Below are 24,848 nucleotides of genomic sequence, written 5' to 3' on the forward strand. Positions count from 1 at the left end.
AAATGAAAGGCCCGTAAATAGACAGGAGCTGCCAAGATGGATGATCGAGAAATACCCTTCATTGAACGGGCCGTGGCGCTCGCTGAAGAGGCGCTAAACGCCGGGGATGAGCCTTTTGGTAGCGTGCTGGTCGGTGGCGATGGCGAGGTGCTGGCTGAGGATCGCAACCGCATTGCCGGCGGCGATTCCACTCAGCACCCTGAATTCGCCCTGGCGCGTTGGGCCGCTCAGCACATGACGCCAGAGGCGCGGGCGCAGGCCACGGTGTTCACCTCCGGGGAGCATTGCCCGATGTGTGCCGCGGCCCATGGCTGGGTAGGGCTTGGGCGTATTGTGTACGCCAGTTCCTCAAAGCAACTGAGCAACTGGCTCGCTGAGCTAGGCGTGGCACCGCCGCCGGTGGCGACCTTATCCATTCAACAGGTGGTGCCAGGCCTTACGGTAGAAGGGCCGGTAGCCGGGTGGGATGAAAAGGTTCATGCATTGCACCAGCGTCGGCATGCGGGCCTCAGCTGAATATAAAAAAACCGCCTGAGCGCAGGCTCAGGCGGTTTTTTAATCGTTACCAAGGGAAAAGCTAGTGCTTCAATATCACGTAAAACGCGTGGATGATGCCGGGCACAAAGCCAAACAACGTCAAGATGATGTTGAGCCAGAAATGTCCTTTAAGACCCACCTCAAAGAATACACCGAGGGGCGGTAAAATGACCGCAAAAATCATTTTGATCGGGTCAGTCGCGGTAAACGCCATGAAGCCTCCTTTGCTTTCAGGGTATTAGTGCTTATGTCCATTTTCGTCATTGCGCACATGAGCACTTTAATAAGTACTTGAATGGTGCTTATACAAGAACGATAACAAGCGCTTTTGCAATAGCGGTAGCAAAAGCCATTACAAGTGTAGACACAGTCAGCGCTTCTATCGAGGCCAACGTAGTGCTGTGACGCATGCTGCGCAAAATCGTTCCGTCTGGTTATACATCATTGTTATACACATGTTTATCACTACCCCGGGAGGGACCCCTGTGAAAAGACTCACCATCACCACGGTTTGTGTGGCAGGCGGCTTAATGGCCGGCCCAAGTTGGGCGCAGACGAATGAGTCGGAAATGGCCACGCTTGAGGTAACGGCTCCCCGTCTTGCCCGTGAGCTTTACGCGACGCCTGCCGCCGTTTCCACGTTGGAGAGAGACGCCATCGCCCAGGGCCAACAGCGCGTTAGGTTGGATGAGTCGCTGGTGCGGGTGCCCGGCGTGTTTTTACAAAACCGCGATAATTTCGCCCAAGGCCAACGGATTGCCATTCGTGGCTTCGGGGCCCGCGCGCCTTTTGGCGTGCGCGGTATTACGATCATGGTTGACGGTATTCCCTATACGCTGCCGGATGGGCAGGCGCAGTTGGATGCGATTGATTTAGACAGCGCCGAGCGTATCGAAGTGATTCGAGGCCCGTCGTCGGTGCTCTACGGCAACGCAGCGGGTGGCGTGATTGATGTGACCACTGGTGACGGCCGCGATAACCCCGGTACAAGCCTGCGCGCCGAAGTAGGCAGCGATGGCTACCGTAAAACGTCCCTGCAAACCGGCGGGCGTCAAGGGGACTGGTCGCACCACGTTAGCCTTTCAGCGCTGAATGTTGATGGTTATCGCGAGCAAAGCTCTTCCGAAAAGTACCTATTAAATGCCAAGTTGCGCCGTGAACTGGGCAGCGAACGCGCATTAACCGCCATCATCAATCTATTAGATAACCCACGTTCGGAAGATCCCGGTGCACTGAACGCGGGCGAAGTGGCAGAAGGCCGCGATCAGGCAGCGCCGAATTCGCTCGCCCTTGACGCCGGGCAGAACGTGGACCAGCAACTGCTGGGATTACAGTACGAAGATCTGGCCGCAGGCCCTGGCGAACTTTACCTTAAAGGGTTTATCTCCCAGCGTGATTTTGAGCAGCAACTGCCCTATGTCGGCGACAGCCGCCTGGGCTATCAGCGGGATTACCTGGGCGCGAGCGCTGAGTACCACCACGAGGTGACGTTGGGCGACTTGCCGCTGAGCTATATCGCAGGTTTAGAGGTGGCCCAACAGGATGACGAGCGTTTCCGCAACGACGTGAACCCTCAAGGCGTCGTCGGTGAGCAGGCGGCCGAAGAAACCCAAACGGCAACCTCGACCAGCGCTTTCGCTCAGGGCGACTTGGCGTTGAGCGATCAGCTAACGTTGTCTCTGGGCGCGCGCTTTGACCGGGTGGAATTAGAAATAGATGACCGCTATCTGGACGATGAAGGTGGCGATCAAAGTGGAGAAAAAACCTTTAACGAGTGGAGTGGCTCTGCAGGGCTGAGTTATCGCTACCGCCCGCAGCATCAAGTCTATGTGAATACAGGTACCGCCTTTGAAACACCCACGTTTTCAGAGTTTGCCAACCCGGCGGGTGGTGGTTTTAACGCGGCCATTGAGCCGCAAAAAGCCTGGAACCGTGAAGTCGGTGCACGTGGTTACGTTGCGCCTTTGGCAATGGATTATGACCTCACGCTGTTTTCGGTGCGCGTGGATGATGAACTGGTGCCTTACGAAGAAGAGAGCGGAGGGCGTACTTTCTACCAAAACGCTGGCGATACCGACCGTGACGGGATTGAGCTGGCACTTGGCTGGCAGGTAGCCGATCAGTGGCGGCTGGATAGCGCCTTAACGCTGGCACGCTACGAGTTTGACCAGTTTGCCACGCCTTCGGAGCGCTTTGATGGCAATCGCATCCCTGGCTTGCCCGAGCAAACCTGGGTGAACCAGCTAACCTGGGAAGGCCTTGATGAGCGCTTTGCCACGCTGGAAACCCAGTACACGGGCGGTATGGTGGCGGACAATGCCAACGCAACGGAGGTCGATAGCTACTGGCTGGTGAACTTGCGCATGGGAGATGGCTGGCAGTTGGGAAGCGATACCCGGCTAAATGCGTATGTTGGCGTGCGTAATCTATTCGATGAAGAGCATTATGCCAACGTGCGCCTAAACGGCACCTTTGGCCGTTTCTACGAACCCGCGCCGGGGCGCAGTGTTTATGGCGGGGTAGAGATCAGTTTTTAAAAACGTCATAAGCAAAAAAACGGGCGGCCCCAGTGTTAACAATGAGGGCCGCCCGTTTATTGAGTCACCTATAAAAGGTTGTCTGGCTACTCAGGGAGCGCGTAGCCAATCACGTAGTCACCCATTTTGGTACCAAAGGTCCCGTGACCACCCGCCGTGACGACCACGTACTGGCGGCCGTCTTCACCGGTGTAGGTCATCGGGGTCGCTTGGCCACCGGCCGGTAGTCGAGCTTTAAACAACTCTTCGCCGGTGGTGATATCGTAGCCGCGCAGGTACTGGTCCAGCGTGCCGCTCAGGAACGAAACGCCGCCGCCAGTGGTCAGCGGGCCGCCCAGTGCTGGCACGCCTACCTCAAAGCCAATCGGCAAATCGAAGGGCATGCTGTCACGAGTGGTGCCGTTGCGGTGCTTCCAGGCAACGTCGCTTTCCTGCAGGTCGATACCCGCCACATCACCCCATGAGGGCGCTTGACAGGGTAAGCCGAGCACTGAGAGCAGTGGGCCAAGTTTCACCGCGTAGGGCGCGCCTGCATTGACTTGCAGCCCCTGTTCGCTAGCCGAGCCCTGACCTTCCTCGACCTCTTCACGGGGGATCAGCGTGGAGACAAAGGCCAGGTACTTGGCGCCAGTAAATAACGCTTGGCGCTCAGGGTCCACCGCGACGCCGCCCCAGTTCATCACGCCAACGTTACCCGGGTAGACGATGCTACCTTCGAGCGAGGGCGGTGTGTACTGGCCTTCATAGCGCAGCGAGCGGAACTGGATACGGCACATCATCTGGTCGAAGGGTGAGGCGCCCCACATATCGTGCTCGGTGAGCGGTGGGGGGAGCAGGTTAAGCGCCGAGCGGGGCTGCGTTTCAGACGTCCAGTCTCCTTCAACGGCGCCCAACGGTGCCGGAATTTCCTCGATGGGCACAATCGGCTCGCCGGTTTCGCGGTTTAACACGTAAAGGCTGCCCTGTTTGGTCGGCTGAATGACCGCAGGCTGGGTGCCTTCCTCGGTGGCAAGATCAATCAGCACCGGCTGGGCGGGCGTGTCCATGTCCCAGAGATCATGGTGCACAAACTGGTACACCCATTCCACCTGGCCAGATTCCAGGTCGAGAGTCACCAGCCCTGCGCTGTACGTTTCGTCGTTGGCGCTGCGGTTGGCACCGTATTGGTCGGGCGTGGCGTTACCCATGGGCAGATAAACCATGCCCAGGTCTTCATCGACGCTGATAGGCGCCCAAACGTTGGGTGAGTTGCGCGTGTAGGTTTCGCCGTCGTCAAGCGGCTGGGTGTTATGGGGGTTGCCGCTGTCCCAGTTCCAGACAAGTTCGCCGGTGTGTACGTCAAAGGCACGAATCACGCCGGACGGTTCATCGGTAGAGCTGTTATCGGTGACGTGACCGCCGAGGATAATCAGGTCTTCAGTCACCGTAGCGGGCGAGGTGGAATAGTAGCCGCCGGGGTCAAAGTCGCCGATATTGCGCGTTAGGTCGACTTCACCCGCGTCGCCGAAGGCGTCGCAGCGTTCGCCGGTATCGGCGTCAAGTGCAATCAGGCGTGCATCGGCGGTGGGCAGATAGAGCCTGCGCGGGCACATGACGTCGGCAGCGCTAGGCATGCTGGGTGTGCTATTTTCTTCAGCGGTATTGCCAGCGCTCAAAAACAGCAGAAATGCCAGATCGATATCGAAGTTATCGCGGTCGTTAAATAGCTCAGGCGCGTTGCTGGTGTCAGCGTCGTTGTCGGTGTCGCTATCTGAATAGCTGGCGGCATCGTAATAGGCGAGACCACGGCAGGTCATATGTGCCCAGCCGGAGAAATCATCCGCCCCCATGGTGCTGATCTCCGGGTCGAAGGACCAGTTGGTCTCGCCGGTTTCCGGGTCCAGCGACATTGCGCGGCTGTGCGAGGTACAGATGTAAAGGCTATCGTTTACCTTTAATGGCGTGTTCTGGTTGGTGATTTCCGGCGGTGCGTTAGGGCCGGCTTCGTCGCCGGTCTCGATACGCCAAACTTCTTCCAGTTCACCGATGTTATCCGGCGTAATCTGGTCAAGGCTGGAATAATGCGTGCCTGCGTTGGTGCCGCCGTAAGCGGGCCAGTCGTCACCGGCGATTTGGGCCGGGTTAACGGTTTCCTGGTGCTCGCCGCGCTGGGTGTCGATGGTGCCTTCGACGCTAGCTGGGTCATTTAACTGACTAGCCACTGCCACCCCAATCGCGACTAAGATACTTAGCGCCAATGCCAAACTGCCGCCACGCGAGTTAAGAGGTTTGCGCCACCATGGAAGTAGCAGCACAATGCCAATCAAGCACGGAATAGCCACCCTGGGGACAAGTTGCCACCAGTCTAAGCCGACTTCCCACAGGGCCCACCCCAAGGTGGCAAATAAAATCAGCGCGTAGAGCCATAAGGCAGCACCTTTGCGCAGTATCAGTAATACGCCGCTGGCAATGATGGCGACGCCTGCTATCAAGTAATAAGCGCTGCCCCCCAGACTAAGTAGCTGCCCGCCACCAATCGCCAAGGCCAGGCCTGCGATGATGAGCAATAAACCAAGTACTATGGCGGGCCATTTGGCCCGCTTGCGTTCTTCCATGAAGGATCCCCTTTACTTAATTTTTGATCGTCGCCGACCTGCGGGCGCTTTATTACTAACGTGACAAAACGCTTAACTTGCTAACTATTTTAAGAGTCAATGCGCCGTTGGTCTAATGATTTTTAGTACTTCTAAGTATAGTGACCTGGTGAACAAATAGAAAAGCCGCGCTTGCGGGCCAAGCGCGGCTTAAAAGACACAACATAAGCGTTAAGAGTGGGGTCAATCCAGCTTGACCAGCATTTTGCCGGTATTGCCGCCATCAAACAGTGCCAGGAAGGCGTCGGGGGTGTTTTCAAGCCCTTCTTTGACGGTTTCTTTATAGTCGAGTTTACCTGCGACTACCTGGGGGGCCACTTCCTTGAGGAAATCCGGATAGTACTTCCAGTGGTCCGTCACGATAAAGCCCTGCATTTTTGCTTTGCGTACTACGAGTTGGGCAAGGTTGCTAGGGCCAGGCATTGGCGTTTTGGCGTTGTAGCTATCAATCATGCCGCAAACTGCAATCCGTGCGCCTTCGTTTAACTGGCTTAGGGCAGCTTCCAGGCAAGTACCGCCAACGTTTTCAAACACCACATCGATGCCTTTGGGGCTGGCCAGTTGAATGGCATCGCTAAGTTGTTGAGCATTTCGGTCGCGGTAGCTCACCGGTTCTATGCCAAGCGATTCTAGCCAGGCCAGTTTATTGGCCGCGCCAGCAATGCCCACCACGTGGCAGCCTTTTGCTTTTGCCAATTGAACCGCCAGTGAACCGACGGCACCGCTCGCGGCACTGACTAAAACGTTATCGCCAGGCTGGCATTGAGCAATGCGATTAAGCCCCGTCCAGGCGGTCATACCCGGCATTCCCAGCACACCGAGATAGGCCTGTTCGGCAACCCCAAAGTCGGGCAGTGCTTGAACGCTCTCAGAGGAAATCTGGGCAATATCACGCCAGCCGCCCATATGGCCAACCAAAACGCCTTCTTTTAGGCGTTCATCGCGGGAGGCAATCACTTCACCAACCGCGCCGCCTTCCATGGGTTTACCCAATTCAAACGGTGCCACGTAGGTATGTAAGCCTGTCATCCGGCCACGCATATAAGGGTCGACCGAGAGCCAGCGGTTGCGTATGCGGACCTCTCCCGGGGTCAGCTCAGGCAGCGTTTGGGTTTCCAACTGAAAAAGCTCGCGTTCGGGGCGTCCTTCCGGGTAACGGCTCAAAGTGAAAAAGCGAGATTGCATGTGGCCTCCTGCGACTGCATTGAGAATAACGTTCCGTGCTCAATAAAGACCGTTAGCGTGCTTGATAGTTCGTCGCAAACCGTGACAAAGGAATTAGAAAAGCACAACGGGCGCTGAGCGCCCGTTGTCTGTAAAAAAGTAGCTTGAAAAAAACCGGTAAAACTAATAGCGGGTAAGCAAGCATGCGTGCTTAATCAAGCCGCGTCACCATGACAGGGGCAACCCCACGGCTCAGCATGCCAAGCTCACGCGCCGCACTTTTGGACAGATCAATGATACGTCCTTGAACATAAGGGCCGCGGTCGTTGATCAGCACTTCGACTTCTTGGCCTGTATCGGGACGCTTTACAAGGACCTTGCTACCGAAAGGTAGGCTGGGGTGTGCGGCGGTAAGCGACTGCTGGTCAAAAGCGTCGCCGCTAGCAGTCGTCGCTCCTTGAAAACGGTCACTGTAGAAAGATGCAACGCCTTCTTGCGTATCTGCCGCTGAGTCGTGGGCCAGAGCGCTATTCACTGCCGTGGTGAATATGGCTATGGCGAAACAAAAAGCCATTGATGTTCGTTTGATAGCTCCCATAGGAGTACCTCAGTGTGTCGTGTCGCGGGTGCCGCATTCATCGATGAGGTGCCAAATTGGCTATGTGATAGTAACGTCGTCTGCCATATTGGGCAAGCTTTCAGACGATCGGTGCCGTTAGCTTCACGTTTGCCTAAATTGACCAGGAGATGCAGCGCCTTTTAATTCAGCGGCTTATCCGTATTGCTAACAACATGGTTGTGGATAAAAAACACAAAGTCAGATTAGACAAAGCCCCATTCGAGGCCAGGATGCGCTTATACTATCGAGTTCAACCCAATGATTGTTTTGCCACTGGATCAAGGATGCGCTCATGGCTAAATCTTCTCCCATTAGTTATCTGTTAATTGCCCTCGGCGGCGGTGCAATTGGCTTTCTGGCCGCTCAGGCTATTACGCCCGGCGACTCGCCTGAGTCGGCACCCACATCAGAAAGCAGCGATGAGGGTGCTGAACCGACCGCACTGGAAGGCCTTGAGCGCGCTACTTTGGGGGAGCGCTTAAGAGGCGAAGTGACCTCTGAAAGCGAGCTTAACGGCAATGATGGCAGCCGCTTTGAGCGCTATATGATCACTCTCGATGAAGACGATCTAGTTGAGGTCTCGCTGGATGGCGCACTTCAGGGCGTGGTGGCACTTTATGATGACCAACTGCAACTGCTAAGTGCCAGCGAGACGTTGCGCCAGCGCATTGATCAAAGCGGTGATTATATGTTGGTGGTTAGTGGGGCAGACGCCCAAAGCTATGGCCCCTTCGCCCTGGAAAGCCGTCGTATTGAACTCAGCGATACGCACACCTTGACACTGGATTCGCCTCTGGATAGCTGGCTGCAAAGCGATGAACGCGAGTATACGTTCACGGTTGAAGAGGCGGGCATGTACGACATTGATATGCGCTCCGACGAGTTCGACGCCTACCTGGTGTTGGAGGGCCCAGATGGCTACTATCGCGAGGATGACGATAGCGCGGGCAACCTGGATGCACGGATTGCTGATTTTCTCGCCCCAGGCGAGTATCAATTAACCGCACGTTCTGCTTACGGTGAAGGCGAAGGTGTATTTACCCTAGCGCTGACACCCCGCGAGCTTTCTAGTGATATTGAACTGCGTAACGCGGGCGTGCTGACGCCCGATGAGCCACTCAATGGATGGTATAGCGGTGAAGAGTTAACCTACGAGCTCACCCTCGAAGAAACGTCTAATGTCACCCTGGAAATGCGCTCCACCGATTTTGATACCTACCTCGATGTCAACGGTAACGGCGTTTCATTAAGCGATGATGACAGCGCAGGTGGTACGGATGCGCGAATTGCTGAGCAACTATTGCCTGGCACCTACACGGTGACAGCGAGGGGCTTTAGCAATACCGCGAGTGGTCTGTTTGAACTCACCGCCCGCACCGAGCCAAGTGAAGGTGAGCCAGAGCTGTAATGATTGAAAAAGCCGCCTCTGTTCGGCGGCTTTGATCAAATACGTCCTGGTGTCGTGAGACTAACGGCTGGCTTTTAGGCAACCGACGACAACCAGTGCGCCCGCGACGGGTAGCCGCCAATCCAGCGTGCTCATTCCGGCCACTACCAACAGCAGCGCTGCTAAAATGGGCACGCCGTAAGCGAGGCTGCCGACCAAGCTGGTATGTCCCCAGCGCAGCGCTTTATCCCACGCGACCATCGCGATCCCGTAAGGCCCCAGACCTAATGCCATGCCGGTCAACACTGCTTCGCTGCTGGGCAATGCAATGTGGCCTTCCAGTAACGCACTCGCGGCTACGGCGATGACACAAGCAATCAGCAACAAGCGTGGCAGCAAGGGCGTCAGCGGTACCGGAGCCACCTGGCTAAGCCATGAATAAAGCGCCCAGCAGCATGCCGCCAAGAGGGCGAGTGCATAACCGGTTAGCGCGGTATCTCCGCCGCCACCAGACGCCTGAGGTATCAACAGCAGGGCGGCACCGGAAAACGCGATCAATGCGCCCACCAATCCGCCAATCCGCAAACGACCAAACCGGCTCCACTGGCTGAGCAGAACAAACAGCACCGGCCAGGTATAGGTGATCAATGCCGCTTCAGCAGCGGGAGCCAGCCGCATGCCGATAAAATAGGTGCTGACCGCACCGATGATCAATAACGGAATACCCAGCCAGATACTTAGTTGCCAAACGCGGCCGCAGGTCGCGACATTCACCCGCCGACTCAATGGAAGCGTGGCTAACGCGCCCGCTAATAGTGTCAGCGCCGTGAGCTGTAACGGCGGCGTTGCGCGGGCGTAATCCGCCAGAAGGGGGGCGACGCTCCAAAGCATCACGGCTACCAACGCCGCGCCAACACTATAGCTACGTGGAAACACAACGAGTGGATTTACGGGATGCATAAACGATCTCCTGACTTGCCTTGAAGTGACCTGCACAGCATACTCATCCAAAACACATCACAATATCGATCTTTTTTGATCGTTTTAATCAAGGATCATGATGTATGCGAGCGCCTACGCTGGATCTGACGTTGCTACGCACGCTCGTGGCGATTGCCGATACCGGTAGCGTGACGGCTGCTGCTAAGCGCTTGGCCTACACTCAGTCAACCGTGAGCATGCAGTTACAGCGTTTAGAAACCCAGTTAGCGCTAACGCTGCACGAGCGTGAGGGGCGTCGGCTACGCTTTACACCGGACGGAGAGCGGTTGCTCAACCACGCGCGCCGGTTGTTGATTCTCAATGACGAAGCCTGGAGCGACATGCAGGCGCGTCAGGTGGGGGGTGAGCTGACGCTGGGTATTCCCGAAGATTACGCATCGCTGCTGCCATCGGTGTTTGCCTACTTTCACCAGCTATATCCTGGGGTGGGGTTGCAGGTTCGATGTGGTACCAGCGGGGACTTGGTCGAGCGGGTAAAACGTGCCGAGCTGGACTTGGCGCTGGTGACCCGGCAGCGCAATTCGCCCGGAGGCGAGGTCATTCGACGAGAGCCTTTGATATGGGCGGTGGGTGTCAACCAGCAGCCATCGCTAACCGACCCGTTGCCATTAGCGCTCTACTCACCCGGCGCGGATGTGTTTCGTGAGATAGCCGAGGAGGCGTTGAAAAATGCCGGGCGAGATTGGCGCGTCGCCTACACCAGCCAATCCATGGCGGGGTTGGCGCCTATTGTCACAGCAGGGTTGGCCGTCGTGGTGGTCACACGGAGCATGCTGACGCCGCTGTTAAGGCCACTCGACGAGGCCAGCGGGTTGCCGTCCTTACCGATGATTGAGTTGGCGTTACATCGTGCACCGCATCGCCCATCGGAACCCGCTCGGCGGCTGGGCGAACTGATACGCGAACAGTTGGCAGCCCCAATAGATGCTTGGGTGCCATAAACGGTAAGCGTTGACGATAGAGGGCGGCTTTATCAGCGAAGCCGCTTAGAACTGGCTAAACTAAGCCCACATATATGATTTTTTGAGCGGGTGCAGAGGAGCAAAGCATGCATGAGTTGGACCACTATATTTACCCGCACCGGGTGCTCCACTGGCTGGTGGCAGGTGCGGCGCTGCTCTCGCTGGCAAGCGGGTTGACGCTGGGCTTTCTGGGCTTTGAGCGAACAGTCTCGCTGATCGGGACGGGGCTCACCAATGTGCTGTATACCAGCCACAAAACCCTAGGAGTGACGATATTGCTGCTGATGACGCTGCGTATTATCACTCGGATTGCGTTCGTGGTACCCGACCACGATCCGCCCCTGAATGGTTTCGAGCGCATCGTTAGCACCAGCGTGCATCATTTGCTGTATGCGGCGCTGGTGGTGATGCCGCTGTTGGGCTGGGCGGCAACGGCCAGCGGTGGCTTCCCCGTGGAGTTCTTCCAGTGGCATTTGCCTGGCCTCATTGGCGAACATCCGGCGCTGTCGGAGCAACTCTTCGTCTGGCATGGCTGGCTTGGCTGGGCGATTATCGTATTGACCACGCTGCATGTGCTGGGGGCGCTTTATCACTGGCGCATCAAGCGCGATAGCGTGATGACGCGCATGAGTCTATTTGATTAAGACTGAGCCGAACCATAGCGAATGCCGCTGTCGGTTCGGCGGGCTTTAACGTCGTACATTTGGCCGTCGGCTTCCCGCAGCAGGCTCTCTAAACTTTTATTGTCGCCCTGGCAAACACTCATGCCAATACTCACGCCGACACTGACCAGCTCGCCACAGGGTAGTTTAATGGGCGCGCGAATTGCCGAATTTAAGCGATGGCGTATCTCATTGAGCGTATTATGATCGGCGATGCCTTCGAGCAGTATAATGAATTCATCGCCACCAAAGCGGGCACAATGGTCGTGGGCACGTGCCAAATGCTCAATACGCCTGGCCACTTGCTGCAGCACAAAATCCCCCGCTTCATGCCCATACTGGTCATTAATCGGCTTGAAAAGATCCAGGTCAAGCATAAACAGTGCCACCGGTTGCCCCGTGTGCTCGCTGCGTTTGAGCGCTTTTGCGGCACAGTCGGCCAAGCCTTTTCGATTCAGCAGTCCGGTTAACACGTCTCGCGTGGCAAGAAGCTCAAGCGCTTTCGTACGGTCGGCGACTTTCTGTTCCAGCACGGCTTCCTGGCGTTTGAGCGTCATCAGCATATCCGCCTGGGCACGTTCTTTTTGCCGTTTTAGCTTATTAAAGCGAGCAGCGAGAGCAAATGACAACAGCAACATTTCTATGGCGGAACCAATTTGAATGCCGTGCAAGGTAATAAAATTTGCGGGCAAAATACCTAGGTTGCGCAGCGCGAACACGCAGGCCCCGACTAAAAACAGTGACCAGGCCAGGACAAATATCCGCGCGCTGGGCACACGTTGCGATATACAGTAAATCCCGCAGATCAGCATCAGTAGAGCGGCCATAAAACCGGTGACGTCCATCAGGCGCAGGGCAGGCTGAATAGGCAGCACCAGGGTTGCTAAGAGCGCGAGCGAGCAGTAGCCGCGAAAATAATTCAGCGCGCGGTGCCAGCGGGGAGTGAAGCCTTTAGTGTTAAGAAAGCTCTGAGCAAACAGCGTGCCCATGGTGGACGCAAACGTAAACCCAATAGCAACCAGCCGAGATGTGTTTTCGCTAAGTGCGCTCCAGAACATCAGCGTGCCAATACCGTTAAAGGTGAGAATAGCGACGGTAAAGCCCAACGCAAACAGTGAGTAATACAGAAATACGCGCTCTTTTAGGCCGAAAAATAACAGCAAATTGTAGAGGCCAAGAGCCAGCAACATGCCGAAATAGGTGGCCAACCAAAAATTATGCCGGTCGTTTTGTTGGAAGAACGTCTGCTCGGATAGCAGGTTGTAGTTCAGCATTTTGCTACCCGCCGCGTTCACCAGTGCATACAGCGTGACGGTTTCACCAGGCGCCAAGTTTAATGGAAACACCGGTTGGCGATGGGCAAGTGCACGTTGCTCTCTGGGCACAGCGCTGCCGCTTATCATGCTTTCGCTAAAATGCTCGCGCAGAACATTCAGTGTGACACGATCCAAAAAGGGGTATTCAAACTCAACAATCCAATGTTGGGAATGCGCCGTTGGGTTCTCGATCTGGGTACGCAGCCATATGTCGTTGGGCGTGTAACCAAAATTTAAGTCACTTTTGTGAGTAGCTCTAGTAAACGGAGGGTCGCGCTCAAGCAACTCGTTAAGCGTAAGCGACTCATCGCTGTGCCAGAGCTGGGTGTGGCTGGTTAATGAATAGCGAGACTGATCGTGAGAGGTGGAAAGCGAGGCGAAAGCAGGCTGCCAGCAGGCGACCCAACCGACGAACAGCACAAATAAGCCCACACAAACCTTTAAAGGTAAAACCCGTGTATGCATAAGGGGTCGCTTTGGTTATGTTCTTCTGACCCCGTGCTGATGTCCCTTTAAGCTGCTACTGATGCCGGGGTATTTCTTTATTATCGCCAAACCTCTGTGTATGGCGTCATCACGATGCTGTTCATACAATGGCTTAAAAACAAAGGAAGCTTAAGATACTTTGGCATCAGCGACGTTTTAATGACATGGCTTGCGTCAACGATAATTCAGCCTTTCGCTGTTGGGATACCCATCCTCCAAGGCTAACGCAATTGTAGAAGGGTTTTGCGACGGCATGGGGAAAAATGGATGATCTAGCTCAAGGCGACACTCGAAAGCCGGTCGGTGAGCCGCTGCACCAAGGTGCCGCTATGCCGCCAATAATGCCAATAAAGCGGGACGCTCAGGGTTTGCCCAGGCGCAATGCTGACCAGTTGGCCGCTATCCATCAGCGCATGGGTTTGTAGCTGCGGCATCATGCCGTAGCCAATGCCCGCTGTTGCCAGACGAATAAACCCCTCCGACGAAGGGCATAGATGGTAGGGAAAGCGACCGTGGTAGCCGCATTGAGCAAGAAACTGGTGCTGCAGCTGGTCGTGTGGGCCATAGACAATGGCGGGTGCTTGAAGGAAAGCGTCTGCGCTGGGGCCATGGGGAAAGTGGCGCGCCACGTAGTCGGGCGAAGCAAGCGGGTGGTAATGCATGTCGCCCAATGCCAGGCAGCGCGCGCCGGCGATGGGATGAGGCGTCGCGCACAGGCATGCTGCGACATCGCCATCGCGCAGGCGCTTGAGACCGACGTCCTGGTCTTCGATCACCAGGTCAAGCAACAGCCCTTCGGCCTGGCAGATATCGGCGATGGCATCGGCCCACCAGGTCACGACGCTATCGGCATTGATCGCAATCCGCAGGCGGGGTGCCGAGTCGTCCAGGGTGGGAAGCGAGCCGCGCAGGTCGCGTTCAAGGAGTTGAACCTGCTGGTAGTGCGTCAACAGCCGCTGCCCCGCCGGCGTGGGCGCCAAATGAGGATGGCGGATCAGCACGGGCTGCCCCAGACGGACTTCGAGGGCTTTGACCCGTTGCGAAACGGCCGACTGCGACAGTCCCAGCACGTCGCCAGCGCGTTCGAACCCCCCGCATTCCACCACGGTTGCCAGCGCTTTGAGTAATTTATAATCCAGCATGACGGTGTTCCCAAGGCATGAAGCCGTGACGTTAAGCAAAAAGGCAAGATTAAACAAATAAGCGGCCGTGATCAGGTATCAAATAAGATTGAATGTCAAAAGTTAATGGATTACATTTCAGTTGAAGGTACGGCAGACCTCTTTGCATAAGTACCTTTTGCGGACCTTCCGTCACGTTATCGCCTAAAGGACACTGCCATGCCCGCCATTATGCTTCGTCGCCCCCTTGTCGGCATCATTGCGCTTAGCGCCCTGATGCCTTTCGCCGTGAATGCCAGCGACTCGGTCAACGCCGATGCTGTCGTGCACCACTACGCCGACCTGGCCCATGCCAATTACGCCGATGCGCTCAACGCCGCCGAGGTGTTGAACGAGCGTATCGACGAATTGCTTGCCAACCCAAGCGCCGACACGCTGCAAGCCGCCAGGCAGGCCTGGCGGCAGGCGCGGGTGCCTTATCAGCAGAGCGAAGTATTCCGCTTTGGCAATGCCGTGGTCGACGACTGGGAAGGCCAGCTAAACGCCTGGCCCCTGGATGAGGGCATGATCGATTATGTGGAAGGTGATGACTACCAGCATGAGCTGGGTAACGAAGGCGCTACCGCCAATATCATCGCCAATGAGCAAATCACAGTTGGGGGCGAGAGCCTGGACGTCAGCGAGATCACTCCAGAACTCCTCGCCGACCTGAATGAAATCGGCGGCTCGGAAGCTAACGTCGCCAGCGGTTATCATGCCATCGAGTTTCTGCTCTGGGGGCAGGATCTAAACGGATTCGAGGCGGGCAGCGGCGAGCGACCGGCAAGTGATTTTCAGACCGGCGACGACTGCACCCATGGCCACTGCGACCGTCGTCGCACTTACCTGGACGCGGTATCCGATCTGTTAGTCGACGACCTTAAGTGGATGGTGGCCCAGTGGGCGCCGGATGCTGAGGATAACTACCGCCAGGAGCTGCTGGCGGAGAGTGACCAGGAAGGCTTGCGTCGCATGCTGTTCGGCATGGGCTCGCTGTCGCTGGGCGAGCTGGCAGGCGAGCGCTTGAAGGTGGCGCTGGAAGCCAATTCGTTCGAGGATGAGCACGACTGCTTCAGCGACAACACTCACAATTCCCACTACTACAACGGTCAGGGTATTCAGAATATCTTCACCGGCACCTACCAGCGCCTTGACGGCAGCGTGGTCGAGGGGCCTTCGCTGCAAGACCTATTGGCTCAGGACGATAGCGAGCTTGCCGATCCCCTTGCTCAGCAGCTCGACGCCACGATGGCGCGCCTCGATGCGATCAAGCAGGCGGCCGAGGCGGAAAGCTCACCGATGGCGTTTGACATGATGATCGCGCCGGGCAATGAAGCGGGCAGCGAGCTGATCAACGACGCGATTCTCACCCTGGTAGCGCAAACCGGTTCCATCGAACAGGCAGCGGGCGAGCTGGGTGTGACGTCGCTGCAGCCGGATGACGCAGGCCATCAATTTTAACGCAACCTATTGATGCCCACGAGCCGCCGGTTGCCTCGTCACCGTGCGGCTTTCGTGCTTCGTGTCTCATGCCATCCGTCTCAAGGTATCACCATGTACCGCTTATTCCGTGTCTCGCCAAGCCGGTGTTTGCTAACCGGTCTTCTGCTGGTGCTGATGGCAATGCCTGCGCAGGCAGCCGAATCACCTGCCCAGGATTATCCCATTCAGACCACGCCCATGAGCGGTGGCGATGGGTCGGTGGAGCAGTTCGACCACAACGCTTATTCGCTGCCGCTGGGTAATATGTCGATGACCAAGCGGCTGGATTTCAGCGTCGGCAACAGCTTCTTCCGTAACCCCTGGGTGGCGGCCCCTGCCAGCACTGAGGCGCGCGATGGCCTGGGGCCGCTGCTCAATACCAATAGCTGCCAGGGCTGCCATATAAAAGATGGTCGGGGGCATCCACCGGCAGGGGACGAGAGTCCCATTGCGCTTTTTCTGCGCCTTTCGCTGCCTGCTCAGCAAGCAGAGCCCGAGGTTCTGGAACAGCGCGGCGCGCTCCCCGTGCCCAACTACGGCCTGCAGCTACAAACCGCGGCGATTAGCGGTGCCGATCCTGAGGGTAAGCTGGTGATCGCGTATCGTCCACGGGAGGTGACGTTTGCCGATGGCACCAGCGTGACGCTCAAGGAGCCGCTCTACTCGATTGCCGAGCCCGCCTACGGCGAGCTGCCCGAGGATCTGCAGACCTCGCCCCGGCTGGCGCCGCCGATGATTGGTCTGGGGCTGCTGGCGGCGATTCCCGAAGCCGATCTGCTGGCCGCCGCCGACCCTGACGACGCCGATGGCGACGGTATTTCCGGGCGTGCCAATCAGGTCTGGGATCTGCGTACGGGCAGCACCGTTATGGGGCGCTTCGGCTGGAAAGCCGGCGAGCCCAGCATCGAACAGCAGGGCATGCACGCCTTTGCTGGCGATATGGGGCTGACGTCCAGCCTGGTGCCGCAAACCGACTGCATGGCGAGCCAGGGCTGCGATGACTTTCCTGATGGCGGTACACCGGAGGTGAGCGACGACGTGGCCGACTTCGTGACCTTCTATGCCTCCAGCCTGGCGGTGCCGATGCGCCGCAACCTGGATGACCCCGCGGTTCAGCAGGGAGCCGAACGGTTCAATGCCCTGGGCTGCGCCAGCTGCCATACGCCGCGCCATCGCACCGCCGCGGATGCTGAACGCCCGGCGCTGGCGGATCAGATCATATGGCCTTATAGCGACCTGTTGCTGCATGATATGGGCGACGCTCTGGCGGATCATCGCAGTGAGTTCCAGGCCGACGGCCGCGAATGGCGCACCCCGCCGCTGTGGGGTATCGGCCTGGCGCAAACGGTTAATCCCCGGGCGGGGTTCCTTCACGACGGCCGTGCTCGCACGCTGGAAGAGGCGATTCTCTGGCACGGCGGCGAGGCGGAAGCGGCCGCACAAAGCTATCGTGACTTGCCCGAGGATCAGCGTGCTGAGCTCATTCGTTTTCTTGAATCCCTGTAAGGGTCGTTGAATGGTTGAAAGGTTTGATTGCCAAGGAGTTTAGATGATGGCTGCGTTTCGACGGTTGGGGGTGCTGGCCTGTACGCTATTGGCCGCGCCGTTCTCTTTTGCTTCGGACGCTCCCACGCCGCGGGATATGTGGCACGGCGCGGTGGAGCTGCAGTACGCCGAGCTGAGTGCCGCCTCCGAGCGCCTGGAGGCTAGCGCCACGCGCTTTTGCCAAGCCCCCGATGAGTCGCACAGGCAGCGGCTGGAAAACGACTGGCTGAGTGCCTATCAGGCCTGGCAGGCAGTGCGCTTTATCCAGTTTGGCCCGGTGGAGCAGAACAGCCGGGGCTGGCAGCTGCAGTTCTGGCCGGATCGTAAAAACCTGGTGGGCCGCAAAGTGGGCGGATGGCTGCAAGCAGCCGACGCGCCGAATGCCCAGGATATCGCCGCTGACAGCGTGGCGATCCAGGGCTTCCCCGCCCTTGAGTACTTGCTCTATGACGACGCCATGGGCGAGCAGGCCCTTAGCGATCCTGCCGCCTGCGACTTGATGCAGGCCATCACGACGCATATCGCGGATGCCACAAACGCGCTGCATCGCGACTGGCAGGCCTTTGGTGAGCACTATATTGAAACTTCTGACTACACCGAAACTACCCTGGCCAGCGCCATCCAGACCCTTGAGCAGCTCGAAGACAAACGCCTCGGTGAGCCCATGGGCCTCAAAGGCGCTTCTGCTAATGGCTATCTGGCCGAAGCGTGGCGCAGTGAACAATCGGTTCGTTTGGTAGCGAGTAGCCTGGAGGGTCTGCGTACCGGCTTCCTGCCGGGCCTCACCGCGCTGCTGCGCGAGGCCGATGCGCTGCCCCTCGCCGAGGCGTTCCGCGATCAGCTCGACAAGACGCTCGCCCAGGCCCGCGAGTTGCCGCCGGGCTTGGTGCCCTCTCTTGAAGACGATGAGGCATTTCGCGGCCTGCAGTCGCTCTACCTCGACATCAGCCAGCTACGCCACCTGCTGGGTAACGAGATCGCTGGTGAACTGGGGTTGTTGCGCGGTTTCAATTCCAGCGACGGGGATTGAACCATGCAGCGACGCCAGGTACTCAAGGCAGGGCTGGGCAGTGTCGCCATGGCGCTGACCCCGCTGAGCTGGGCGCTGCCCGCTCGTGAGGAAGTGGATTGGCTGTTTAGCGCGGTGGATGACGCCAATGGCGGGCATTTTATTGCCGGGGTGGCGCTGGATGGCCAGGCCCGTTTTATGATCGAAGTGCCCGAACGCTGCCACGGCGGCTGCTTACGGCCGGATTCTCGCCAGGCGGTGCTGTTCGCCCGCCGCCCCGGCACGCGGATGCACGTGATCGATGGCGACAGCCGTCAATTAGCCCACACCATTGCCGCGGGAGAGGGCTACCATTTCTACGGCCACGGGGTGTTCGATCTGAGCGGGCGCTACCTATATGTCACCGCCAATCGCCTGGAGGACAGCGCCGGTCTGGTGCGGGTTTACGATGCGGCCAATGACTACGCCCATGTTCGCGATATGTCACTGGAGGGCATTGGCCCTCACGAGCTGCGGCTGATGCCGGATGGTGACACTCTGGTGATTGGTTTGGGCGGCATTCAGACCCACCCTGACTACGGCCGCGTAAAACTCAATCTGGACACCATGGCCCCGGCGCTGCTGCTGATGGATCGCCATAGCGGCGAAATTCTGGCCCGCCACGGGCCCTCGCATCACCAGTTAAGCTGCCGTCATCTGGACGTGTCCGCGGACGGCACGGTGATTGCGGGTTATCAGTTCGAAGGCCCTGAGTGGGAGACCCATCCGCTGATCTGCCGTCTGGATGCCGCTGGGCGCTTCTCAGAGCTGCCGCTGCCCGACGAAGTGACTGCCAGCCTGAATCACTACATAGCCAGCGTGGCGTTTAGCCGTGTATCTGATAACGTTCTAGTGACTGCCCCTCGCGGTAACCAAGTACTGCTGCTGGATGCCGCCAAAGGCAAGCTTGTTGCCAACCTGGCGCTGCCCGACGCCGCCGGCGCCCGCTGCGACGGCAACGGCGGCTTTCTGGTCTCCTCCGGCCAGGGCGGGCTCTACCGGGTAACGCCTGACTTGGCAGCGCCTGAACTGCTTGCCAGTCTGGCACTCCGCTGGGATAACCATCTGACCTGATCAGCGATGTGACAAATAACGAACTCCTTGCATAGTCATCGTCGAGAGCAGGAAAAATCCAGCGGCCAGGGTGACAATGGTCGGGCCGGTCGGGGTGTCAAAGAAGTAAGCCGCTTTAAGCCCCGAGGTGACCGCCACAGCCGCAATGCCCGCCGCCACCAGCGCCATCATTTCAGGGGTTCGGCAGAAGGGCCGTGCCGTTGCGGCGGGAATGATCAACAACGCGGCAATCAGCAATACCCCGACGACCTTGAGGGCTACCGCAACCACCACCGCGAGGGAAAGCGTGAGCACCAGTTGCTCCCGGCGGGGCTGAATGCCGCTGGCATGGGCGAGCTCATCGCTGAGCGTGGCGGTCAGCAGCGCCGACCAGCGCCAGCCGAGTAACGTCAGCACCAGTAAGGTGCCGCCACCGATGACCCACAAATCATTTTTGCCAACGGCCAGAATATCGCCGAACAAGTAGGCGCTGAGGTCGATACGCACACCTGAGATAAACGAAACGGCAACCAATCCAATTGCCAAAGCCGAGTGGGCCATGACCCCCAGCAGGGTATCCATGGCGTAGCCGCGCCCGCTCAGCAAGGTGACGCAGCTCGCCATGGTGAGGGCGACCATTAATACCCCGGCAAACATGGAAATGTTAAACACCAACGCCAGCGCAACGCCAAGAATGGCGGCGTGAGCCGTTGCATCGCCGAAGTACGCCATGCGCCGCCAGACCACAAAGCAGCCGAGGGGCGCGACGGCAAGCGCGATGAAAAGGCCCGCCAAGGTCGCGCGCCACATGAAATCATCCAGCATGGACGGCCTCCTCATGATGGTGGCGATACAGGGCTAACATTTGCGCTGTCTGCTCACCGAATAACGCCTGATAGTCTGGGGAGGAGGCAACCCGCTCGGGTTTGCCCTCGCAGCAAATGCGGCCGTTCAAGCACAGCACATGATCGGCGGTACGCATCACCACATGCAGGTCATGGCTAACCATCAATATCCCGCAGCGATAGGACTGGCGTACCTCTTCTATCTTTTGATAGAAATCGGCGATGCCTCGGTGGTCGAGCCCCTGCGTGGCTTCGTCGAGAATCAGGATGTCGGGCCTGTTGATGAGGGCGCGGGCCAGCAGCACCCGTTGCAACTGCCCGCCGGAAAGCTGGCTCATCGCCGCATTGTGTAACGCCTCGACGCCCGCGTTCGATAACGCTTGATGCACATCGTCACGGCGATGGCGGCGGGGCAGGTTCATGAAGCGCGAGACGGTGATGGGTAGCGTTGGGTCCAGATGCAGCCGCTGGGGCACGTAACCGATACGTAGCTTCGCGCCGATCTCCACACGACCCGATGTTGGCTTGATGGCGCCCACCAAGGTTTTGACCAGCGTGGATTTCCCCGAGCCGTTGGGGCCAATCAGGCTGACGATCTCGTCTCGGTGCAGCGCCAGGTGAATGTCTTCAAGTATAGGTCTTTTCCCGATGCGCACGTTGAGCTGGCATGCACGTAAAAGGGGATCGCTAGCGGTAATCGGTTGAGGCATTGGCAGGCTAACTCTGGCTTACGTATTAATTGTTATGTTATAACATATTTTGCGAGAGGCGCCTAGGGGTCAGCGTGACCTAAGTGCCTGGCCAGAAGACGATTATTTACCTGCTGTTGACCATTAGGAGAGAGCAATGACGCATCGCTTTGCACATTACGCCTTGCCGCTATTGGTGTGCCTTCCCTTGACGGCCGTGGCCGATGTTCCCCGTGTGGCGGTGGATATCCCCCCGGTGCATTCGTTGGTCGCCAAGGTCATGGGGGATCGTGGATCGCCCGAGCTGTTTATTCAGCCCGGTGCATCGCCCCACGGTTATTCACTGCGCCCCTCGGAAGCAGAAACGCTGGATAATGCTGACCTGGTGGTGTGGGTAAGCACTGACCTGACGCCTTGGCTGTCAGGCCCTATTACCAATTTGGCAGACGATGCCGAGCACCTGGAGCTGATGCGCGTATCCGACATCAACACCTTTGCCTATCGCGAAGGGGCAACGTTTGATGTGGTTGACGACCACGACCACGACCACGACCACGACCACGACCACGACCACGACCATGACCATGACCACGATCACGACCATGGTCATGACCATCATCACGAGGGGCAAGACCCGCATGGCTGGATGGACCCCGACAACGCGCGGCGTTGGCTCGACGCCATTGCCCGGCAGCTTGGCGAGCTGGACCCTGAAAACGCGGACTATTACCGTGACAACGCGGCAAGGAGTCAACAAGAACTCGAAGCGCTTGAGCAGTCAATAAATGAGCGTCTAGGCAACAGTGAAAACACGCGCTTTATCGTGTTCCACGACGCCTACCAGTACTTTGAGAAGGCTTTTAATCTGTCGGCAGCGGGCGCGATTTCCATCGGCGATGCCTCCTCACCCAGCCCTGCCCGCATCGAGGCCATTCAAGCACTGGTCAACGAAGAGGGCATTCAGTGCGTCTTCAGCGAGCCGCAGTTTAATCCGCAAATTGTCGATTCGGTCTTTGGCGATACCGATACCTATATCGGCGTTATGGACCCCCTGGGCGTTGACCTAACGCCTGGCCCCAAGCTTTACGACGCGCTGCTCAACCAGATGGCGGATGAAATTCAGCGGTGCACAGACACAACCTGAGTCATACAAGAATGTTTTAATTTACTGCGCCACGGCGATATTGTGCTCCCCGTTCGGGTGCTTCATCACCTGCATGGGGAGCCCGTAAATCGCTTCCAAGGTGCTGTCGCACATCATGTCATTGGGGGAACCGCAGGCCAGCAGGCGGCCACTGTGCAGCGCCATCAGCTCATCGCAGTAGCGCGAGGCCATGTTGATATCGTGCAGCACGATAATCACCCCGAGGTTTAGCTCATCGCACAGCTTGCGAATCAACGCCAAGACTTCGATTTGGTGGGCGATATCCAGCGCTGCAAGTGGCTCATCGAGGAGCAGAAAACGGCTGCCCTGGGCGAGCAACATGGCCAGCCAGACTCGCTGGCGCTCGCCGCCGGAAAGCGTATCGACCAGACGGTCGGCGAAGTCTTCGGTATGGGTCAGGGCGATGGCGCGGTCAATGGCGTCTTTGTCTTTCTGGGTGTGGCGCCCGAGCAGGCCATGCCAGGGGTAGCGCCCAAAGGACACCAGTTCACGCCCGGTCAGGCTCTCGGCGCTGGGTAGATGTTGAGGCAGGTAGGCGACTTGGCGAGCGAACTCGCGGTTGCCCCAGTCGCTCAACGGGCGCTGGTCAAAGTAGATTTCTCCCTGGCTGGTGGGCTGCTGCTGGGCCATGAGTTTTATCAAGGTCGACTTGCCCGAGCCATTGTGGCCAATCAGGCCGTATACCTTGCCTTCATGGAAGTTATGCTCAATAGGCTGAAGCAGCGGCTTGCCATTGATTTCAAAGGTGGCGCCTTTGACCTCGAACATGAATGACTCCTGGCGATTGGTTAAATGACAATGGTTCCATTCTAGTGCTAATAGTTCTCATTTTTAAACAAAAAATGAAAAGAACGATCACGGCTAGGTCTTGCCCGGCATGGCGGCCAGGTCGAGAGGCTGAGGAGATAGGGCAGCTAGAAACGCATGTAAGCGGTTATCAGCAGGCTCGTAAACATGCCAGCAACTGATGATGGTGATCCGGGTGTGTCGCTATCACGCTATTCCATTCTTCAGGGTTCGGCTCGCCATTGAGATTGGTTACGGTGCAGCCTGCTCCTCGGGCAATCAAATGCCCGCGGCGATATCCCAGAACTCGAGCTTGGCGCCCTGGGACCAAAAGGCAACAAGAACGGCCCAGACTGAGGTAGGCGATCTCCAGCGCCGCCGAGCCTGGACTGCTGATGCCCAGCCACTTGGGGCATCAGCAGCAGCGCATAAAAGGTGATATGTACAAGGCGCGCCAAGCGACCACCCAGCCCAGGCGGGTGAGGCGGGCGTTGCTTGCGGTTGACCCATGCCCAGCCAAGGCGCACCAGAGTCACTATCAGGAGCATAAAGCCCAATGAGCCATGAGGCCCAATGCTCGCCAACAACAGTGTGATAGCGTTTTCACCCATTCCCCGCCAAGCCAGCAACACAGTAAACTGAAGCGTGACCAGCGCAGCGGTCAGCCAGTGCAGCGCACGGCTTATGCGACCATAGTGGCGGGGGCTGTCTCGCCAACCAATAGACGTTTGAGCTGGCTTGCTTAGGTGATCACTGTTGAGCGCTGTGCTGTTTGCTGCGCCTTTACCCATTGGCCTTGTCCCTGCGCCAGTAGCCCATGCTAGTGACGTACTGCTTGGGTAACCCGCACTCGTTGATTAAATAGCGACGCAGCTTCATGGCGACTTTGGTTTCAGCGGCGATCCAGGCGTAGAAGGGCGCGCTGTCATCCAGAGTGGCGGGTTCCCAGAGAGGGCCGTCCTCATTGTCGCTTTGGTCGTTGGTAGTAGCGTTAGCAGGCGTGCCGCCCAGTGCTTGAATTTCCTTATGCAAATCAATGTCGTGCAGCGCTCTCATCAACAGCTCGCCGTGCTGGCAGGCGGGGTCAGCATCGCGGGCTAGCCAGTGCAGCTTGGCGGCTTGGGGCAGCGGCTGAACGTCGTCACTGCGGGGTACTTCGAACAGCGCTTCGACCCTGGGCTTGAGCGGCAGGTCATCGAGGGTTTCCAGAATGCCCGCCGCAGCGGGTAGGGCGGTTTCATCGGCGATGATCAGAATACGGCGCACACCCAGGGGTGGCTTCCACTCGTAACCCAGCTTGGGCCCTTCCACGTTGGCGTCGGGGGCCGTCATGGCCAGGCGGTCGCCAGGGCGGGCGCGCATTGCCCAGCGCGAGGCGGGTCCATTGTCGCCGTGGAGCACGAACTCTACATCCACCTCGGCTTTTTCCGGGCGCAGGGCGCGGATGGTGTAAGTGCGGGCAGAGGGCCGCTGGGCATCCGGTAGAGCGCGATAGGCGCCGTACCAGTCGTGCTCTTCCAGCTTGGCGATCTCGAACAGTGGATCAAGGCTGCCACCACCTTCGGGGAAGAACAGCTTGACGCGCTGATCCGGGGCGTAGGTCGCCATGTGGCCAACGTCTGGGCCGGTAAAGGTAAACCTGACGAGCGAGGCGCTGACCTGGGTACGCCTCGCAAGGGTGATGTCAAAAAGCTGATAGCTCGGCTTGGCTGCCATGGTGCGGGTCTCCTTTATATCAGGAGTCAATTGTAGTGCTAATTATTATCATTT

At 57.9% G+C, this 24,848-nt stretch carries 22 protein-coding genes; 10 read left to right on the top strand and 12 right to left on the bottom strand.

Annotated elements, in window-relative coordinates; all coding sequences use genetic code 11:
• Positions 1–36: 36 nt before the first annotated feature.
• Positions 37–516 carry a nucleoside deaminase gene (locus tag GA0071314_RS04750; protein WP_074395550.1) on the top strand — a complete coding sequence of 160 codons (480 nt, stop codon included), beginning with the start codon at positions 37–39 and terminating at the stop codon, positions 514–516.
• 61 nt (positions 517–577) lie between these two features.
• On the opposite strand, the gene GA0071314_RS04755 is transcribed toward GA0071314_RS04750, so the two are convergent.
• A complete protein-coding gene (locus GA0071314_RS04755; protein ID WP_074395551.1) occupies positions 578–751 on the bottom strand; it encodes a YqaE/Pmp3 family membrane protein in 174 nt (57 codons plus the stop codon).
• Positions 752–1,067: 316 nt separating this feature from the next.
• Here GA0071314_RS04755 and GA0071314_RS04760 point away from each other — a divergent pair, with 316 nt between their 5' ends.
• Positions 1,068–3,074, top strand: a complete 2,007-nt coding sequence (locus GA0071314_RS04760; protein WP_231896541.1) for a TonB-dependent receptor family protein — start codon at positions 1,068–1,070, stop codon at positions 3,072–3,074.
• An 86-nt stretch (positions 3,075–3,160) separates the two neighbouring features.
• Here the strand turns inward: GA0071314_RS04760 and GA0071314_RS04765 are convergent, their stop codons facing one another.
• The 3 genes from GA0071314_RS04765 to GA0071314_RS04775 all read right to left on the bottom strand — a co-directional run bounded on the left by GA0071314_RS04765 (position 3,161) and on the right by GA0071314_RS04775 (position 7,445).
• Positions 3,161–5,668 carry a glucose/quinate/shikimate family membrane-bound PQQ-dependent dehydrogenase gene (locus GA0071314_RS04765; RefSeq protein ID WP_074395553.1) on the bottom strand — a complete coding sequence of 836 codons (2,508 nt, stop codon included), beginning with the start codon at positions 5,666–5,668 and terminating at the stop codon, positions 3,161–3,163.
• A 222-nt stretch (positions 5,669–5,890) separates the two neighbouring features.
• A complete protein-coding gene (locus GA0071314_RS04770; RefSeq protein WP_074395554.1) occupies positions 5,891–6,892 on the bottom strand; it encodes an NADP-dependent oxidoreductase in 1,002 nt (333 codons plus the stop codon).
• 190 nt (positions 6,893–7,082) lie between these two features.
• On the bottom strand, positions 7,083–7,445 hold the full coding sequence (locus GA0071314_RS04775) for a septal ring lytic transglycosylase RlpA family protein (RefSeq protein WP_231896512.1): 363 nt from the start codon (positions 7,443–7,445) through the stop codon (positions 7,083–7,085).
• A gap of 337 nt (positions 7,446–7,782) precedes the next feature.
• On the opposite strand from GA0071314_RS04775, the gene GA0071314_RS04780 reads away from it, so the two are divergent.
• A complete protein-coding gene (locus tag GA0071314_RS04780) occupies positions 7,783–8,898 on the top strand; it encodes a hypothetical protein (protein WP_074395556.1) in 1,116 nt (371 codons plus the stop codon).
• A 60-nt stretch (positions 8,899–8,958) separates the two neighbouring features.
• On the opposite strand, the gene GA0071314_RS04785 is transcribed toward GA0071314_RS04780, so the two are convergent.
• The gene (locus tag GA0071314_RS04785) at positions 8,959–9,837 is read right to left on the bottom strand and encodes a DMT family transporter (protein WP_074395557.1); all 879 of its coding nucleotides are present in this window, start codon (positions 9,835–9,837) and stop codon (positions 8,959–8,961) included.
• Positions 9,838–9,941: 104 nt separating this feature from the next.
• On the opposite strand from GA0071314_RS04785, the gene GA0071314_RS04790 reads away from it, so the two are divergent.
• Positions 9,942–10,820 carry a LysR substrate-binding domain-containing protein gene (locus tag GA0071314_RS04790; RefSeq protein WP_074395558.1) on the top strand — a complete coding sequence of 293 codons (879 nt, stop codon included), beginning with the start codon at positions 9,942–9,944 and terminating at the stop codon, positions 10,818–10,820.
• Positions 10,821–10,927: 107 nt separating this feature from the next.
• Positions 10,928–11,485 carry a cytochrome b gene (locus GA0071314_RS04795; RefSeq protein WP_074395559.1) on the top strand — a complete coding sequence of 186 codons (558 nt, stop codon included), beginning with the start codon at positions 10,928–10,930 and terminating at the stop codon, positions 11,483–11,485.
• On the opposite strand, the gene GA0071314_RS04800 is transcribed toward GA0071314_RS04795, so the two are convergent.
• Complete coding sequence (locus GA0071314_RS04800; RefSeq protein WP_074395560.1) at positions 11,482–13,284, bottom strand: diguanylate cyclase; 1,803 nt, start codon at positions 13,282–13,284, stop codon at positions 11,482–11,484. The genes GA0071314_RS04795 and GA0071314_RS04800 overlap by 4 nt on opposite strands.
• 293 nt (positions 13,285–13,577) lie before the next feature.
• Positions 13,578–14,447, bottom strand: coding sequence for a LysR family transcriptional regulator ArgP (locus GA0071314_RS04805; protein WP_074395561.1), 870 nt, complete (start codon positions 14,445–14,447; stop codon positions 13,578–13,580).
• Positions 14,448–14,645: 198 nt separating this feature from the next.
• On the opposite strand from GA0071314_RS04805, the gene GA0071314_RS04810 reads away from it, so the two are divergent.
• The 4 genes from GA0071314_RS04810 (at position 14,646) to GA0071314_RS04825 (ending at position 19,614) form a co-directional block, all read left to right on the top strand.
• Positions 14,646–15,926 (top strand): imelysin family protein, encoded by a 1,281-nt coding sequence (locus GA0071314_RS04810; RefSeq protein WP_074395562.1) that lies wholly within the window; start codon positions 14,646–14,648, stop codon positions 15,924–15,926.
• 93 nt (positions 15,927–16,019) lie between these two features.
• Entirely contained in the window at positions 16,020–17,453 is a 1,434-nt protein-coding gene (locus GA0071314_RS04815; protein WP_082934201.1) for a di-heme oxidoreductase family protein, read from the top strand.
• 43 nt (positions 17,454–17,496) lie between these two features.
• Positions 17,497–18,522: an imelysin family protein gene (locus GA0071314_RS04820; protein ID WP_074395563.1), complete on the top strand. Its 1,026-nt coding sequence runs from the start codon at positions 17,497–17,499 to the stop codon at positions 18,520–18,522.
• 3 nt (positions 18,523–18,525) lie between these two features.
• Entirely contained in the window at positions 18,526–19,614 is a 1,089-nt protein-coding gene (locus tag GA0071314_RS04825) for a DUF1513 domain-containing protein (protein WP_074395564.1), read from the top strand.
• On the opposite strand, the gene GA0071314_RS04830 is transcribed toward GA0071314_RS04825, so the two are convergent.
• Both GA0071314_RS04830 and GA0071314_RS04835 read right to left on the bottom strand, forming a co-directional pair.
• On the bottom strand, positions 19,615–20,418 hold the full coding sequence (locus GA0071314_RS04830; RefSeq protein ID WP_074395565.1) for a metal ABC transporter permease: 804 nt from the start codon (positions 20,416–20,418) through the stop codon (positions 19,615–19,617).
• The gene (locus tag GA0071314_RS04835; protein ID WP_074395566.1) at positions 20,408–21,148 is read right to left on the bottom strand and encodes a metal ABC transporter ATP-binding protein; all 741 of its coding nucleotides are present in this window, start codon (positions 21,146–21,148) and stop codon (positions 20,408–20,410) included. The genes GA0071314_RS04830 and GA0071314_RS04835 overlap by 11 nt, the downstream gene beginning before the upstream one ends.
• A gap of 136 nt (positions 21,149–21,284) precedes the next feature.
• On the opposite strand from GA0071314_RS04835, the gene GA0071314_RS04840 reads away from it, so the two are divergent.
• Positions 21,285–22,271, top strand: coding sequence for a zinc ABC transporter substrate-binding protein (locus tag GA0071314_RS04840; protein ID WP_074395567.1), 987 nt, complete (start codon positions 21,285–21,287; stop codon positions 22,269–22,271).
• A gap of 21 nt (positions 22,272–22,292) precedes the next feature.
• Here the strand turns inward: GA0071314_RS04840 and GA0071314_RS04845 are convergent, their stop codons facing one another.
• From GA0071314_RS04845 to GA0071314_RS04860, 3 genes are all read right to left on the bottom strand, one after another.
• On the bottom strand, positions 22,293–23,060 hold the full coding sequence (locus GA0071314_RS04845; protein WP_074395568.1) for an ABC transporter ATP-binding protein: 768 nt from the start codon (positions 23,058–23,060) through the stop codon (positions 22,293–22,295).
• 242 nt (positions 23,061–23,302) lie between these two features.
• On the bottom strand, positions 23,303–23,869 hold the full coding sequence (locus tag GA0071314_RS04855; protein WP_082934202.1) for a cytochrome b: 567 nt from the start codon (positions 23,867–23,869) through the stop codon (positions 23,303–23,305).
• Positions 23,862–24,794 (bottom strand): siderophore-interacting protein, encoded by a 933-nt coding sequence (locus tag GA0071314_RS04860; protein ID WP_074395569.1) that lies wholly within the window; start codon positions 24,792–24,794, stop codon positions 23,862–23,864. Before GA0071314_RS04860 ends, GA0071314_RS04855 begins: the two co-directional genes overlap by 8 nt.
• Positions 24,795–24,848 lie beyond the last annotated feature (54 nt).

Origin of the sequence: Halomonas sp. HL-93, from assembly GCF_900086985.1 — a bacterium.
Classification (GTDB): Bacteria; Pseudomonadota; Gammaproteobacteria; order Pseudomonadales; family Halomonadaceae; genus Vreelandella.

Bases quoted from the DNA above. Each gene is read 5' to 3' on its own strand.
- GA0071314_RS04805 (WP_074395561.1), bottom strand. From the start codon at position 14,447: ATGCTGGATTATAAATTACTCAAAGCGCTGGCAACCGTGGTGGAATGC.
- GA0071314_RS04795 (WP_074395559.1), top strand. From the start codon at position 10,928: ATGCATGAGTTGGACCACTATATTTACCCGCACCGGGTGCTCCACTGG.
- GA0071314_RS04785 (WP_074395557.1), bottom strand. From the start codon at position 9,837: ATGCATCCCGTAAATCCACTCGTTGTGTTTCCACGTAGCTATAGTGTT.
- GA0071314_RS04775 (WP_231896512.1), bottom strand. From the start codon at position 7,445: ATGGCTTTTTGTTTCGCCATAGCCATATTCACCACGGCAGTGAATAGC.
- GA0071314_RS04760 (WP_231896541.1), top strand. From the start codon at position 1,068: ATGGCCGGCCCAAGTTGGGCGCAGACGAATGAGTCGGAAATGGCCACG.
- GA0071314_RS04800 (WP_074395560.1), bottom strand. From the start codon at position 13,284: ATGCATACACGGGTTTTACCTTTAAAGGTTTGTGTGGGCTTATTTGTG.
- GA0071314_RS04860 (WP_074395569.1), bottom strand. From the start codon at position 24,794: ATGGCAGCCAAGCCGAGCTATCAGCTTTTTGACATCACCCTTGCGAGG.
- GA0071314_RS04750 (WP_074395550.1), top strand. From the start codon at position 37: ATGGATGATCGAGAAATACCCTTCATTGAACGGGCCGTGGCGCTCGCT.
- GA0071314_RS04830 (WP_074395565.1), bottom strand. From the start codon at position 20,418: ATGCTGGATGATTTCATGTGGCGCGCGACCTTGGCGGGCCTTTTCATC.
- GA0071314_RS04810 (WP_074395562.1), top strand. From the start codon at position 14,646: ATGCCCGCCATTATGCTTCGTCGCCCCCTTGTCGGCATCATTGCGCTT.
- GA0071314_RS04835 (WP_074395566.1), bottom strand. From the start codon at position 21,148: ATGCCTCAACCGATTACCGCTAGCGATCCCCTTTTACGTGCATGCCAG.
- GA0071314_RS04765 (WP_074395553.1), bottom strand. From the start codon at position 5,668: ATGGAAGAACGCAAGCGGGCCAAATGGCCCGCCATAGTACTTGGTTTA.
- GA0071314_RS04855 (WP_082934202.1), bottom strand. From the start codon at position 23,869: ATGGGTAAAGGCGCAGCAAACAGCACAGCGCTCAACAGTGATCACCTA.
- GA0071314_RS04780 (WP_074395556.1), top strand. From the start codon at position 7,783: ATGGCTAAATCTTCTCCCATTAGTTATCTGTTAATTGCCCTCGGCGGC.
- GA0071314_RS04770 (WP_074395554.1), bottom strand. From the start codon at position 6,892: ATGCAATCTCGCTTTTTCACTTTGAGCCGTTACCCGGAAGGACGCCCC.
- GA0071314_RS04825 (WP_074395564.1), top strand. From the start codon at position 18,526: ATGCAGCGACGCCAGGTACTCAAGGCAGGGCTGGGCAGTGTCGCCATG.
- GA0071314_RS04820 (WP_074395563.1), top strand. From the start codon at position 17,497: ATGATGGCTGCGTTTCGACGGTTGGGGGTGCTGGCCTGTACGCTATTG.
- GA0071314_RS04790 (WP_074395558.1), top strand. From the start codon at position 9,942: ATGCGAGCGCCTACGCTGGATCTGACGTTGCTACGCACGCTCGTGGCG.
- GA0071314_RS04755 (WP_074395551.1), bottom strand. From the start codon at position 751: ATGGCGTTTACCGCGACTGACCCGATCAAAATGATTTTTGCGGTCATT.
- GA0071314_RS04840 (WP_074395567.1), top strand. From the start codon at position 21,285: ATGACGCATCGCTTTGCACATTACGCCTTGCCGCTATTGGTGTGCCTT.
- GA0071314_RS04845 (WP_074395568.1), bottom strand. From the start codon at position 23,060: ATGTTCGAGGTCAAAGGCGCCACCTTTGAAATCAATGGCAAGCCGCTG.
- GA0071314_RS04815 (WP_082934201.1), top strand. From the start codon at position 16,020: ATGTACCGCTTATTCCGTGTCTCGCCAAGCCGGTGTTTGCTAACCGGT.